Genomic DNA, 13,054 nt, shown 5'->3' with positions numbered 1-13,054 from the left:
AGCGGATTGTCAGCCGGCGGCCTGTCATCGGCCACGTGGCGGGTCGTCCAGGCTGCCCATCATCCCATCGCCAGCCAACCGAGCGCCCCCACGCCGCCCAGCAGCGTCACGCTCATCAACACGCCATCCCGGGTGGTCAGCGCCAGCCCGAACAGCGCCAACACCGCCCCGCATGCCGAATTGGCCATGGGCACCATCTCCAGGGGCGGCATGACCACGCAGATGGCCAGGCACAACCCCGCCACGGTGCGCACGCCCACGTTGCCCGTCATCCAGCGCATGCGCGCCCGGCAGACGAATTCGCTGGCCCGGGCCAGCGGCCGCAGGAAGCGGATCGCCCGCTGCAGCAGCTTGCGGTTGACCTGGCGCCGCAGCAGCCACGCCGGCAGCCAGATGTGGCATCGGCCCATGACGATCTGCGCGGCGCTCAGGCCCACCAGCACGGCCGCCGTGCTGGGCATGCCCGGCACGTGGCCGAGGGGCGACATGATGAGCAGGCCCACGATGAGGATCAGCGGCGCGAAGCTGGTGCGCCCGATGGCGTTGAGCATGCGCTCGACCGAGATCTCGCAGTCGCGGCACGTGAGCCGTTCCAGGCGGTCCAGCATGGTGGACAGCTTGGGCGCCGCTCGCCAGGCGCGGCGGCGGAAACGGGCACCGTGCGCGTGGCCGGCGTCGAGGTGGGCGCTGACCGGGGGCCTGGCCGGCTCCGTCCCCGGTACGTCCTCCATCCCGGGCGCATCGCCCGCGCTGGCTGCCGCAAGGCGCGCGGTGGCCTCGAGCCCCAGGGCGCGCGTGGTCGCGGCGGCTTCCGGATGCGCGCCGGCGGTGGCCCGAATGCTTTCGTATCGTTGACCGTTCATGCGCCCCGCCCAGCAAGCGACGTGCCCAGGTGCTCCGCGCCCCGCTGGCGGATGCAGGAAGCCGGCCCCGATCCACCGGCCGGCCTCAGCGCTTAACCCTCAGCGCTTAACCCTCAGCGCTTAACCCTCAGCGCTTAACCTCAGCCCTGCGCCAGCAGCCAGTCGGTCAGCACGTCCACCGCCAGCATGAAATCATCGATGTCCATGGCCTCGTGCGGATTGTGGCTGCCGTTCCGGTTGCGTACGAACAGCAGTCCCATCGGCACGCCGGCTTCGTGGAAAACCGCCGCGTCGTGCGAGGCGGGACTGGCCAGCGGCACGCAAGCAATGCCGCGCGCCTGTGCCAGCGCGGCCAGCGCGGCGCGGATGTCCGGCGACACCGTGGCCACCGGCGCCTGCGTGCGCCGGCCCAGGTCGAAGCGGACGCCGCATTCGTCCTGCAGCGCCCCGACGATTCCCAGCACCTCTTCATGCAGGCGCGCCACGTCCGCTTCGTCGTAGGCCCGCACGTCCAGGCTGAAACGGACGTCGCCCGGCACCTTGGTCATCGCATCGTTGGCGGCATCGGTATGAAACCGCCCGACGGTGAAGGCCATGCTCTTCCCCGCGTCCTCCCAGCGCCGCCACAGGTCGTCCAGACGCGCCACGAACCGGGAGGCCGCCACCAGCGCATCGCGGCGGAACCGGCGCGGCAGGCCCACGTGCGCGGTCTCGCCGGTGACGACGATCTCCGGATAGCGGAAATTGCCGGGAATGCCCGTGCCGATGCCCAGCGGCACGCCGGCCTCGACCAGGCTGGGCGCCTGCTCGATGTGCACTTCCATGAAAGCCCGTATGCGCCCGGCCGCCAGGAAAGGCGGCCCCGCCAGCAACGCGTCGGGATCGCCGCCAAACTGGCGCATGTGCTCGGCCAGCGTGGCCTGCGTATCCACGCGCCGGCATTGCAGCGCCTCGGCGGACAGCCGACCCAGGGCCGCGCGGCTGCCGATGTACGAAGTCTGGAACCACGCGCTTTCCTCGGCGCGCACCCCCATCACCGTGATGTCGCCGCGCGGCGCCACGCCTTGTTGCCGCAGCATGGACAGGGCCGCGAGCCCCGCCACCACGCCCGCCGCGCCGTCGAAGTTGCCGCCCTGCGCCACCGAGTCCAGGTGCGATCCGATCATGATGGCCGGCGCGGCCGGATCGCGGCCGGGCAGCGTCATGTAGCTGTTCAGCGCGGCGTCCTGGACGATGCGCAGGCCAAGCGCGGCCGCCTCGGCACGCAGGAAGGCGTGGACGAACTGCTCGCCCTCGCCATACGACGGCCGGGTGATGCCGGCCACGGGATCGGCGGTGGTTTCCGCCATCACGTCGAACCAGCGGACGACCTGCTGCCGCGCCGCCGCGCGCGCGGCGGGTTCGATCGGGCCGTGTTGCTCACTGGACATCGACGCCGGCCTCCTTGATGACCTTCCCCCATTTCTCGGTTTCCTTCGCCGCGTAGTCGGCCATGGCCCGCGGCGGGCCGCCGATCACCTCGTCCATGCCCATCTTCAGCAACTGATCGCGGATGGCGGCGTCTTCGAGCAGGTCGTTGAACATTTTGGTCAGGGTCTGCACGATCTCGGGCGGCGTGCCCGGCGGGGCCACGATGCCGCCCCATGCCACGCCCTCGAAGCCCGGCAGCTTGCTCTCGGCCACGGTGGGCAGGTCGGGAAAGCTGGGCGAACGCTTCAGGCTGGTGACCGCCAGGGCGCGCAGCTTGCCCGAGCGGATGTGCGGGCTGATGCTGGTGGTGTTGTCGAACAGCGCATCGACCATGCCCGCCATCACGTCGTTGGTGGCCTGCGGACTGCCGCGGTACGGCACGTGCAGCAGCTTCACGCCCGAGCTGCTGGCCAGCAGCTCGCCGGTCAGGTGGCCAGAGGTGCCCTGGCCCGGCGAGGCGAACGTGACCTTGCCCGGATTGTTCTTCGCATAGGCCAGGAACTCGTCCAGCGTCTTGACCGGCAGCGCGGGATTCACCGCAAGCACGTTGGCCACCTTCATCACGTACGCGACCGGCACCAGCGCCTGCGGATCGTAGGGCAGCTCCTTGAACGCGACGCGGTTGATGGCCAGCGTGACGTTGTTCGCATAGCCGAGGGTGTAGCCGTCCGGATTGGCGCGATAGACCGCATTGATGCCGGGAATGCCCGACGCGCCCGGCCGGTTCTCGACCACGAAGGTTTTCTGGTAGCGCTCCTGCGCCTTCAGCGACAGGAAGCGGATGAGCGTATCGGGCGTCCCGCCCGCGGCGGACGGCACGACGATGGTGATGGGCCGCTCGGGAAAGTCGGCGTGCGCCGTCAGCGGCGCGAGCATCAGGACGCCCGCGGCGGCGATGCACCGCCGCAACACGCGTTGCACGAAAGAGATGGCCATGAATGTTCCCCTGGAATGGTTGTTGTGGCGAGCCGGCCGATTCGTCGTGCACGCGGCACACGAATCAACCGATTCGATTTAAGATACTACACAACATTTGTTTCCAACTGAAGCGCCGACATGAAAACCGACCCCCCCTCCCGGCGGCCCCGCGTGGCGCTCGCCGCCTTCAACACCGAATCCGTCAGCTTCCTGCCCGTGCCGTCCACCCTGCAGGATTTCGAGCGGGTGGCCCTGCGCGGGCCGGCCATCATCGAACAGCTGCGCGGCACCAATACGGTGGCCGGCGGCGTCATCGAGGTCTGCGAATCGCGCGCCGTCCAGATCGTGCCCATCGTCCACACCTTGCTGGGCGCGCTGGGTCCCGCGACGGACGAGGCGGTCGAGTTCTATACCGAGGAGATCTGCGCGGCGCTGGCGGCCCAGGCCGGCCAGCTGGACGGCGTGCTGCTGTACCTGCATGGGGCCTGCGCGGCGGCGTCGTATCCCGACGTCGAACGCCACATCATCGAGCGCGCCCGCCAGAGCGTCGGACCGGACCTGCCCATCGTGGTGGCGCTGGACTATCACGGCAATGTCGATGCCGCCACGTTCGCCCAGGCCACGGCCGCCTTCGCGTACCACAAGTCGCCGCACATCGACATGGGCGATACGGGCCGGCGCGCCGCGCTCTGCCTGGCCCGCACCATCGCGGGCGAGATCCGCCCGGCCATGGCGGTGGCCAAGCCCGGCGTGCTGGTGCCCAGCATCTTCAGCGCCACCAGCCTGGAGCCGCTGGCCGGCCTGATCGCCCAGGCGCGCGCGGCGGAGGCGGCCAGCGACCGCTACCTGGACATCTCGGTGATGGCGGGATTCTCGTACGCGGACGCCTGCAACACGGGCTTCTCCGTCCTGTGCGTGCTGGACGGCCCGCCAGCCGAGGCCGCGGACATCGCCCGGTCCTTCGCCCGCCGACTGCATGCGCAGCGCCACGCGCTGTACCGGCCGCTCGAGGTGTACACCGTCGACCAGGCCATGGACCGCGTGGCCGCAAGCCCGTCGGGCACGGGCCGGCCATGCGTGCTGCTGGAGCATGCCGACCGCATGAACGATTCGACCTACGTGCTGGCGGCGGTATTGGCGCGCGGGATGCGCAACGTGGCGGTGCCGTTCCTGCTGGACCCCGCCGCCGCGCAGGCCGCCCATGCGGCCGGAGCGGGCGCGACCATCACATTGCGCCTGGGCGCGCACAGTTCGCCGCAGGCCGGCCCGCCCCTGACGGTCACGGCATTGGTCGAACGGACCGGGCCCATCGCCTACCGCGTCACGGGCAACTACCAGCGCGGCATGCCGGTGGACCTGGGCATGACGGCGCTGCTGCGCGTCGATGGGGTGTCGGTCAGCGTCGTCAGCCGCTTCGCCTTCGCGGTGGACGGCGATCCCTTCTATCTGTTCGGCCAGCGCCCCGAGGACTTCGACGTGATCGTGTTGCGCTCGAAGACGCACTTCCGCGATTTCTACGAACCCATCGCGCGCGAGATCCTCATCGTGGACACGCCGGACCACGGCCCGGCCGACCTGACGCTGCTGGATTATCGACGGCTCGACAGGCGTTCGGTCTATCCCTTCGCGGATGCGGACACGGCCTGATCGCGCATCGCGTCGGCCGGTGCGACGCGCGCCGCATCGAACGACTACCGGCGGCGGGCGGGCACGTATGCGCCGGTGCTGTGCAACTGGCCCTCGGCGGCCTCCAGGGCCTTGACCGCGCCCTTGCCCTCGCGCGCCAGCAACTGTTCGACCAGCGCCTCGACCGCGGCGACGCCGGCGGTGATGGACGGGAAGAACGAAGGGCTGTCCACCGAGAAGAGCACCGTGCAATCGGCCTGCAGGGCCAGCGGGGACACCGAACTATCGGTCAGGGCCACCACCCGGCAACCCGCGGCGCGGGCGGCCTCGACCACGCGAAGCACCTCTTGCGAATAGGGCGCGAAGCTGATGGCCAGCACGGCGTCCTGCCTGTCGAACGCGCGCAGCTCCATCTCCAGCGCGCCGGCGTCGCCCCGCACCAGGTGCACCGACTTGCGGAACAGCCGGTACAGATAATGGAAAGTGGACGCCACCGGAAAACACGCCCGGAAGCCCGCCACGTGCACGTCCTGCGCGCGGCCGAGCAGTTCGGCGGCGCCCGCCAGTCCCGCCTGGGCCTCGGCGCGCATCGCGTCCAGGTTCTGGTGCTGCGCCTGGACGATATCGTCGAGCAGGCGCGACGAGCCGCCCTTGCGAACGACTTTCCTGGCGCGCGACGCGTAGGGCTGGTGGGCGCCGCGAAAGTCGTCCACGAACAAGGCGCGCAGGGATTGCCAGCCATCGAAGCCCAGATGCTGGGCCAGCCGGACCAGTGTGGCCGGTTGCACTCCGGCGCGTCCCGCTATCGCGCGCATGGAAGAGATGGGCACCTCTTGCGGGTGATCCATCAGGTAGCGCACGCCCTGCTGGTATTGCGCGCTCAGGTCGGCGAAATGCGCACGGCAATGCTCCTGGAAATCGGCAAGGGTACGCAGGGCGGAAGTCGGGTTCGATGGCATCGGGAAAAAGAGGCGGACGGCGGCGCAACGATTGTTGCACACCGCGCCCGCCGCGCCGCTTAGCCCAATCGTTTCATTTAAAACAATAAAGAATCACTTGTTGCATAGCGGGACCCGTTTACCTATACTTTTTTCACCGAGCGCCTGCTCTTCCTACCGACCATCGACCATGTCACGCATCGTCCATCGCAATCCCCGCCATCGCCTGCCCGTCGCCGTGGGCGGCCAGGGCATCGAGATCATCGACAGCGACGGCCGACGATACGTCGATGCCTCCGGCGGCGCGGCGGTGTCCTGCCTGGGCCACGGCCATCCCCGCGTGGTCGCCGCCATCCAGCAACAGGCGGCCAGCCTCGCCTACGCCCACACGTCCTTCTTCACGACCGAAGCAGCGGAGTTCCTGGCCGACCACCTGGCCGACACGGCGCCGGGCGACCTGAACCATGTGTACTTCGTGTCGGGCGGCTCCGAGGCGGTCGAGGCGGCGCTGAAGCTGGCGCGGCAATACTTCGTCGAGGTGGGCCAACCCGCGCGCCGCCACTACATCGCGCGGCGCCAGAGCTACCACGGCAACACGCTGGGCGCGCTGGCCATCGGCGGCAACGCCTGGCGGCGCGAACCTTTCCTGCCGCTGCTGGTGCAGGCGCACCACGTCTCGCCCTGCTACGCGTACCGCGACCGGCTCGAAGGCGAATCCGACGCGCAGTACGCCCAGCGCCTGGCCGACGAGCTGGAGGCCACCATCGTCGGGCTGGGCCCCGAGACGGTCGCGGCCTTCGTCGCCGAGACCGTCGTGGGCGCCACCGCCGGCGCGCTGCCTCCCGTGGGCGACTACCTCAGGCGGATCCGCGCCGTCTGCGACAAGTACGGCGTGCTGCTCATCCTGGACGAAGTCATGTCGGGCATGGGGCGCACCGGCTACCTGTACGCCTGCGAGGAAGACGGCGTGGTTCCCGACATCATCGCCATCGCGAAGGGCCTGGGCGGTGGTTACCAGCCCATCGGCGCCATGCTGTCCACCGACCGCATCAATGCCGCCATCGAAGGCGGCAGCGGATTCTTCCAGCACGGCCACACCTACATCGGCCATGCCACGGCCTGCGCGGCCGCCCTGGCGGTGCAGCACACCATCCGCGACGAGAATCTGCTGGAGAATGTGCGCGCGCGCGGCGAGCAGCTGCGCGCACGGCTGCGCGAGGCGCTCGGGGAACACCCCAATGTGGGCGACATCCGCGGCCGGGGCCTGTTCGTGGGCGTGGAGTTCGTGGCGGACCGCGCCACCAAGGCGCCGCTGGACCCAGCCCGCCGCATGCATGCGCAACTGAAGGCCGCGGCCATGCAGCGCGGCCTGATGACCTATCCCGCCGGCGGCACGGTGGACGGCGCGCGCGGCGACCATGCCCTGCTGGCCCCGCCCTTCATCTGCACCGCGACCGACATCGACGGCATCGTCGAGCGCTTCGCGGCGGCGGTGCAGGACGTGCTGCCCGCCCGGCAGACCCAGGCGGCCTGAGGCCGCGCCACCGGCCACCGGCCACCGGCACCTCGGCGGCGCAAGGACAGCGCTGCCGGGGATAGGCCAGGCACCACGCCTGCCACGGCCATAACAAAAAGACCCCTGAGCCTGATGGCTTAGGGGTCTTTCATCGGGATCGACCAACTGAATTGGTCGGGGCGAGAGGATTCGAACCTCCGACTCCTGCGTCCCGAACGCAGTACTCTACCAGGCTGAGCTACGCCCCGAAGTCTTGCAACTGCTGCCAATGCGAACCAGTGGAGGGGCTGGGAGCCCAACCGCCGTGCGCGCCTATCCGTACCGAACTTATCCGTACCGCACTTATCCGTACTATCGCGCTTTCTGCATCAGCGATCGCGTTTCACCGCGAAAGCGCAGAATTCTACCAGGGATTCTTTATAAATGGAAATCGGGTAATCGGCCAGGGCGTCGCGAGCCAGATCGGCCTCGGCCTGCGCGGCCTGCATGGCGTGCTCCAGGGCGTCGGTGGCCTGGATGGCGGCAGCCACGGCTTCGAAGTCGGCGTCGCCGGTTTCGATGGCCTGGCGGATCAGGTCGCGCTGCTCGGGCGTGCCCACTTCCATGACGCGGATCAGCGGCAGCGTGGGCTTGCCTTCGCGCAGGTCGTCGCCCACGTTCTTGCCCAGCGCCTGCGCGTCGCCGCTGTAGTCCAGCACGTCGTCGACCAGCTGGAACGCGGTGCCCACGTGGCGGCCATAGGCGGCGGCGGCCTCTTGCTGCGCCGGCGTGCCGCCCGCCAGCACGGCTCCCACCTGGGCGGCGGCCTCGAACAGCTTGGCGGTCTTGTAGCGCACCACCTGCAGGTAGCGCTCTTGCGAGACGTCGGGATCGTGCACGTTCAGCAGCTGCAGCACCTCGCCCTCGGCGATGACCGTGGTGGCCTCGGACAGGATCTGCATGATGCGCATGTTGTCCGCCTCGACCATCATCTCGAACGAGCGCGAATACAGGTAATCGCCCACCAGCACGCTGGCGGCGTTGCCGAACACGGCGTTGGCGGTGTTGCGGCCGCGGCGCAGGTCGGACTCGTCGACCACGTCGTCGTGCAGCAGCGTGGCGGTGTGGATGAACTCGACCACCGCGGCCAGCAGCTGGTGATAGGTGCCCGTGTAGCCCAGCGCGCGCGCCACCATCATCAGCATGGCCGGGCGCATGCGCTTGCCGCCCGCCCCGATGATGTAGTCGCCGATGGTGCGGATCAGGACGACTTCGGAATTCAGCCGGTCGCGAATGACCGCGTCGACGGCCTTCATGTCATCGGCAATGGGAGCGATCAGCGCGGAGAGAGTCAAAACCAGATCCGGGAATGGGTGAGCCAGGCCCCGCGGCTCGGGCAGCATGCCGCGCGGCGAGCGCGCGGGTTTCAGGGGCCGGCCCGAATTATACTGACACGGCAGAGGTCGCCCGACGCCCCAGGGGCAGGCCGGGTGCACCGCGGCCACGCGCCGATCCGGCCCCGCCAGCCGCGCGGCCGATGTCACCCGGATGCCACACTCGCGCGGGATAAGCCCTTACGCCACAAGGCGTTTTTGACTTTCACCCTCGCTCGGGCTAGAATCCTCGATTCGGTCCGTTCGCCTACGTGCGTTGGCACGAGGTCGGTACGCATCAGTACAGTCGCAATCGCAATTCGCAGTACGGTGCCAGTACCCATGCCAGCAAGGCCACGCCTTGCGGCTGCGTCGTCCGAAGGACCGAATGTGTCAGGACGGCAAGGATGGCGAATCCATTCGCAGCGGGCAGCAGCCAAGTCGCTGTTCCCCCTGCCATGCCCGCCCGCCCTGCCCTCCGATTTAACCCTTCAAGGAAAACCCATGTACGCGGTCGTAAAAACCGGCGGCAAGCAATATCGTGTTGCTGTCGGTGAAAAACTCAAGGTAGAACAGATACCTGCTGACATTGGGCAAGAAATCACGCTGGACCAGGTCCTGTCCGTGGGCGAAGGCGACCAACTGAAAGTTGGCACGCCCCTCGTCTCCGGCGCCCTGGTCAAGGCGACGGTTCTTGCGCATGGCCGGCATGACAAGGTCAAGATCTTCAAGATGCGCCGTCGCAAGCACTACCAGAAGCGTCAAGGCCACCGTCAGAACTACACCGAAATCCGCATCGAAGCCGTCACGGCCTGATAGCGACTCGGTACATTTTTAGCAGGAGCTAAACATGGCACAGAAAAAGGGCGGCGGTTCCACCCGGAACGGCCGCGACTCAGAATCGAAGCGCCTGGGCGTCAAGGTGTACGGCGGCCAGCAGATCTCGGCCGGCGGCATCATCGTTCGCCAGCGCGGTACCCGTGTCCACCCCGGCGTCAACGTCGGCGTGGGCAAGGACCACACCCTGTTCGCCCTGACGGACGGCAAGGTTCAGTTCGGCCACAAGGGCCCGATGAACAAGGCCATCGTCTCGGTGGTCAGCGAGTAATACCCGGCGCCGCGTACTCCGTACGCGCCGCACCGGCAAAAGCCCTGCCGTCTGCGGCAGGGCTTTTTGTTTTGCAGAATGACATCCTCGCCTGCCTGGCGGCAGCAGCGAGGACCGCAACCGCCGCCGTTATCTCTTTACCGCACACATCATGAAATTCGTAGACGAAGCCACCATCGAGGTCATCGCCGGCAAAGGCGGCAATGGCGCGTCGAGCTTTCGCCGCGAGAAGTTCATTCCCAAGGGCGGCCCGGACGGCGGCGACGGCGGACGCGGCGGCAGCATCTATGCCGTGGCCGATCGCAACATCAATACCCTGATCGACTTCCGCTACGCGCGCCTGCATCGCGCCAAGAACGGCGAGAACGGCCGCGGTTCCGACCAGTACGGCGCGGCCGCCCCCGACATCACGCTGCGCGTGCCGGTGGGCACCGTCGTGCACGACGCCGACACCGGCGAGGTGCTGTTCGACATGGACCGCCACGGCGAGCAGGTCACCCTGGCGGCCGGCGGCCAGGGCGGCATGGGCAACATCCACTTCAAGTCCAGCGTCAACCGCGCGCCCAAGCAATGGACGCCCGGCAAGGAAGGCGAGCAGCGCCGCCTGCGCTTCGAACTGAAGGTGCTGGCCGACGTCGGCCTGCTGGGCCTGCCCAACGCGGGCAAGTCCACCCTGATCACGCGCATCTCCAATGCGCGCCCCAAGATCGCCGACTATCCCTTCACCACGCTGCACCCCAACCTGGGCGTGGTGCGCACCTCGCCGTCGCGCAGCTTCGTCGTGGCCGACATTCCCGGCCTGATCGAAGGCGCATCCGAAGGCGCCGGCCTGGGCCACCTGTTCCTGCGCCACCTGGCGCGCACCCGCGTGCTGCTGCACCTGGTGGACATCTCCAGCCCCGACCCGGACACCGACGCCGTGGCCCAGGCGGTGGTCGACGCCCGCGCCATCGTCGAAGAGTTGCGCCGCTACGATCCCGACCTGGCCGCCAAGCCGCGCTGGCTGGTGCTGAACAAGCTCGACATGGTGGCCGACCCGCAGGCCGCGCGCGAGCAGTTCTGCGCCGAGTTCGGCTGGGACGGCCCCGTGCACGTCATCTCGGGCCTGAACGGCGACGGCACGCAGGACCTGATCTGGGCGCTGCAGGACTACCTGGACGCCGAAAGCCGCAAGGATCACATCGCCCAGGACCAGGCCGACGGCACTTACGTGCACGAAGATCCGCGTTTCGACACCACCCGTTCCGACGCCGACATGCCCACGCCGCCGCGCAGCGCCGGCGAATAGGCCATAATCGCAGTCCGTCAGCCGCCGCCCCGGCGGCTGTGTCCCGTGTCCCGCAACGCCCGGTCGTCGCCATGACTGCCCACACCAACGCCGTTTCCGTCATCGCCTCCGCCAGCCGCCTGGTCGCCAAAGTGGGATCGTCCCTGGTCACCAACGAGGGGCGCGGCCTGGACCGGGTCGCCGTGGCGCACTGGGCGGCGCAGATCGCCGCCTTGCGCAGCCAGGGCCGCCAGGTGGTGCTGGTGTCCAGCGGCGCCGTCGCCGAGGGCATGGCGCGGCTGGGCTGGGCCAAGCGCCCGTCGGTCATGCACGAGTTGCAGGCCGCCGCCGCGGTGGGCCAGATGGGCCTGTGCCAGGCCTACGAGGCCGCCTTCGCCGAGTACGGCCTGCGCACCGCCCAGGTACTGCTGACCCACGAAGACCTGGCCGATCGGCGCCGCTACCTGAATGCCCGCTCGACGCTGTTCGCGCTGCTGCGCCTGGGCGTCGTCCCCATCGTGAACGAAAACGACACGGTGGTCACCGACGAAATCCGCCTGGGCGACAACGACACGCTGGGCGCGCTGGTCACCAACCTGATCGAAGCCGACTCGCTGGTCATCCTGACGGACCAGCGCGGCCTGTACAGCGCCGATCCCCGCAAGAATCCCGACGCGCAGTTCGTCTCGCACGCGCAGGCCGGCGACCTGGCCCTGGAAGCCATGGCGGGCGGCGCCGGCACGGGCGTGGGCACCGGCGGCATGCTGACGAAGATCCTGGCCGCCAAGCGCGCCGCGCGCAGCGGCGCCCATACGGTCATCGCCTCGGGCCGCGAACGCAACGTGCTGACCCGCCTGGCCGCGGGCGAGTGCATCGGCACCGAATTGCGCGCGCTGCTGCCCGTGTGGTCGGCGCGCAAGCAATGGCTGGCCGACCACCTGCGCCTGCGCGGCCGCGTGGTGCTGGACGATGGCGCCGTGCGCGCCCTGCTGCACGAAGGCAAGAGCCTGCTGCCTATTGGCGTGACTGCCGTCGAAGGCGAGTTCGAACGCGGCGACGTGGTCGCCTGCGTGGGCGTCGACGGCAAGGAGTGCGCGCGCGGACTGATCAACTATTCATCCGCCGACACGCGGCGCATCATGCGCCAGCCGTCGGCGCGCATCGCCGACATCCTGGGCAGCATGACGGATCCCGAGCTGATGCACCGGGACAACCTGGTCGTGATCTGACCCGCGCGGCGGCCGTCCCTGGCCGCAGCAGGCGCCGTGGCGACCGCCCGTCCGGGCGGCCCGCGGCGTCAGTTCCAGGCGCCGACGTCGCCGTCGGCCAGGAACATGTAGCCCCAGTCGCGTACCGTGAACAATGGCAGCTGCACCCCCAGGCCCTGGGCCTTGGCGCGCAGCCGCGACACCGTCACGTCCAGCGCACGGCCGCCGCCGAAGGCCTTGTCGTTGCGCGGCAGCAGCCAACCGGGCGCGTCGAACAGGCGCTTGAGCAGCCGGCTTTCCGCCAGCGTGAGCGGCACCCATTGGTCGGCCGGACCGGCCAGCACGCGGTCGCGCGCCATCAGGCGCCACAGCGACCGGCGCCCGCCGAAGCCGCGGAACCGCAGCGCGGCGCGCAGCATGGCCGCCAACTCGGAGTAGTGGGTATCGGCATGACAGCACGCATCTGCGCCGGCGTCCATGGCGGCGATGCGCGCGTCGGCGGGCGCGCCGGTCACCATGGCCACCAGGGCCGATACCGGCGCACAGGCGCGCACGTGCGTGACGCGGTCGTACAGGGCCTCGGCCGAGGTGCGCACCACGATGGCATCCGGCATGCGGACGTCGACCAGCGCGCGCAACGCGCCGCCCGCATGGGCGAACTGCACGGACCAACCCGACTGCTGAAGCCCCTGCACCAACGCGGTGGTGGACGAGACGGGCAACGCGTCATTGACGAATATGAGTTGCTGGTTGTCGGACATGTTGGTGATCGGAAAACGGTTTCGAGC

The 13,054-nt window shown here is 69.1% G+C and carries 12 protein-coding genes and 1 tRNA gene; 6 read left to right on the top strand and 7 right to left on the bottom strand.

Annotated elements, in window-relative coordinates:
• Positions 1 to 59 precede the first annotated feature (59 nt).
• From FS845_RS07140 to FS845_RS07130, 3 genes are all read right to left on the bottom strand, one after another.
• Positions 60 to 863: an exopolysaccharide biosynthesis protein gene (locus tag FS845_RS07140; protein WP_144631936.1), complete on the bottom strand. Its 804-nt coding sequence runs from the start codon at positions 861 to 863 to the stop codon at positions 60 to 62.
• Between the two features lie 140 nt (positions 864 to 1,003).
• The gene (locus FS845_RS07135; RefSeq protein WP_144631933.1) at positions 1,004 to 2,293 is read right to left on the bottom strand and encodes a hydantoinase/carbamoylase family amidase; all 1,290 of its coding nucleotides are present in this window, start codon (positions 2,291 to 2,293) and stop codon (positions 1,004 to 1,006) included.
• On the bottom strand, positions 2,283 to 3,269 hold the full coding sequence (locus FS845_RS07130) for a Bug family tripartite tricarboxylate transporter substrate binding protein (RefSeq protein WP_144631930.1): 987 nt from the start codon (positions 3,267 to 3,269) through the stop codon (positions 2,283 to 2,285). The genes FS845_RS07135 and FS845_RS07130 overlap by 11 nt, the downstream gene beginning before the upstream one ends.
• A 120-nt stretch (positions 3,270 to 3,389) precedes the next feature.
• Here FS845_RS07130 and FS845_RS07125 point away from each other — a divergent pair, with 120 nt between their 5' ends.
• Entirely contained in the window at positions 3,390 to 4,898 is a 1,509-nt protein-coding gene (locus FS845_RS07125) for a M81 family metallopeptidase (RefSeq protein WP_144631926.1), read from the top strand.
• A 44-nt stretch (positions 4,899 to 4,942) separates the two neighbouring features.
• On the opposite strand, the gene FS845_RS07120 is transcribed toward FS845_RS07125, so the two are convergent.
• Positions 4,943 to 5,836 carry a MurR/RpiR family transcriptional regulator gene (locus tag FS845_RS07120; protein ID WP_144631923.1) on the bottom strand — a complete coding sequence of 298 codons (894 nt, stop codon included), beginning with the start codon at positions 5,834 to 5,836 and terminating at the stop codon, positions 4,943 to 4,945.
• 169 nt (positions 5,837 to 6,005) lie between these two features.
• Between FS845_RS07120 and FS845_RS07115 the strand changes: the two genes are divergently transcribed.
• A complete protein-coding gene (locus FS845_RS07115; protein ID WP_144631920.1) occupies positions 6,006 to 7,349 on the top strand; it encodes an aspartate aminotransferase family protein in 1,344 nt (447 codons plus the stop codon).
• A gap of 153 nt (positions 7,350 to 7,502) precedes the next feature.
• Here FS845_RS07115 and FS845_RS07110 read toward each other — a convergent pair.
• Both FS845_RS07110 and FS845_RS07105 read right to left on the bottom strand, forming a co-directional pair.
• Positions 7,503 to 7,579 (bottom strand) — tRNA-Pro (locus tag FS845_RS07110).
• Positions 7,580 to 7,699: 120 nt separating this feature from the next.
• Positions 7,700 to 8,665 (bottom strand): polyprenyl synthetase family protein, encoded by a 966-nt coding sequence (locus FS845_RS07105; protein ID WP_144631917.1) that lies wholly within the window; start codon positions 8,663 to 8,665, stop codon positions 7,700 to 7,702.
• A gap of 522 nt (positions 8,666 to 9,187) precedes the next feature.
• Between FS845_RS07105 and rplU the strand changes: the two genes are divergently transcribed.
• From rplU to proB, 4 genes are all read left to right on the top strand, one after another.
• Positions 9,188 to 9,499, top strand: a complete 312-nt coding sequence (rplU, locus tag FS845_RS07100; RefSeq protein WP_186332192.1) for a 50S ribosomal protein L21 — start codon at positions 9,188 to 9,190, stop codon at positions 9,497 to 9,499.
• A gap of 34 nt (positions 9,500 to 9,533) precedes the next feature.
• Complete coding sequence (gene rpmA, locus FS845_RS07095) at positions 9,534 to 9,791, top strand: 50S ribosomal protein L27 (RefSeq protein ID WP_144631911.1); 258 nt, start codon at positions 9,534 to 9,536, stop codon at positions 9,789 to 9,791.
• Positions 9,792 to 9,942: 151 nt separating this feature from the next.
• Positions 9,943 to 11,079 (top strand): GTPase ObgE, encoded by a 1,137-nt coding sequence (gene obgE, locus FS845_RS07090; protein WP_144631908.1) that lies wholly within the window; start codon positions 9,943 to 9,945, stop codon positions 11,077 to 11,079.
• Positions 11,080 to 11,150: 71 nt separating this feature from the next.
• A complete protein-coding gene (gene proB / locus FS845_RS07085; RefSeq protein ID WP_144631905.1) occupies positions 11,151 to 12,287 on the top strand; it encodes a glutamate 5-kinase in 1,137 nt (378 codons plus the stop codon).
• A 68-nt stretch (positions 12,288 to 12,355) separates the two neighbouring features.
• Here proB and FS845_RS07080 read toward each other — a convergent pair whose 3' ends face one another.
• The gene (locus tag FS845_RS07080; protein ID WP_144631902.1) at positions 12,356 to 13,027 is read right to left on the bottom strand and encodes a response regulator transcription factor; all 672 of its coding nucleotides are present in this window, start codon (positions 13,025 to 13,027) and stop codon (positions 12,356 to 12,358) included.
• Between the last annotated feature and the right edge of the window lie 27 nt (positions 13,028 to 13,054).

The sequence above is a fragment of the Bordetella genomosp. 13 genome, assembly GCF_007679965.1.
Classification (GTDB): Bacteria; Pseudomonadota; Gammaproteobacteria; order Burkholderiales; family Burkholderiaceae_B; genus Bordetella.
This window is presented reverse-complemented; position numbering and strand designations above follow the sequence as displayed.

Bases quoted from the DNA above. Each gene is read 5' to 3' on its own strand.
- obgE (WP_144631908.1), top strand. From the start codon at position 9,943: ATGAAATTCGTAGACGAAGCCACCATCGAGGTCATCGCCGGCAAAGGC.
- FS845_RS07120 (WP_144631923.1), bottom strand. From the start codon at position 5,836: ATGCCATCGAACCCGACTTCCGCCCTGCGTACCCTTGCCGATTTCCAG.
- FS845_RS07125 (WP_144631926.1), top strand. From the start codon at position 3,390: ATGAAAACCGACCCCCCCTCCCGGCGGCCCCGCGTGGCGCTCGCCGCC.
- proB (WP_144631905.1), top strand. From the start codon at position 11,151: ATGACTGCCCACACCAACGCCGTTTCCGTCATCGCCTCCGCCAGCCGC.
- FS845_RS07135 (WP_144631933.1), bottom strand. From the start codon at position 2,293: ATGTCCAGTGAGCAACACGGCCCGATCGAACCCGCCGCGCGCGCGGCG.
- FS845_RS07140 (WP_144631936.1), bottom strand. From the start codon at position 863: ATGAACGGTCAACGATACGAAAGCATTCGGGCCACCGCCGGCGCGCAT.
- FS845_RS07130 (WP_144631930.1), bottom strand. From the start codon at position 3,269: ATGGCCATCTCTTTCGTGCAACGCGTGTTGCGGCGGTGCATCGCCGCC.
- FS845_RS07115 (WP_144631920.1), top strand. From the start codon at position 6,006: ATGTCACGCATCGTCCATCGCAATCCCCGCCATCGCCTGCCCGTCGCC.
- rpmA (WP_144631911.1), top strand. From the start codon at position 9,534: ATGGCACAGAAAAAGGGCGGCGGTTCCACCCGGAACGGCCGCGACTCA.
- rplU (WP_186332192.1), top strand. From the start codon at position 9,188: ATGTACGCGGTCGTAAAAACCGGCGGCAAGCAATATCGTGTTGCTGTC.
- FS845_RS07080 (WP_144631902.1), bottom strand. From the start codon at position 13,027: ATGTCCGACAACCAGCAACTCATATTCGTCAATGACGCGTTGCCCGTC.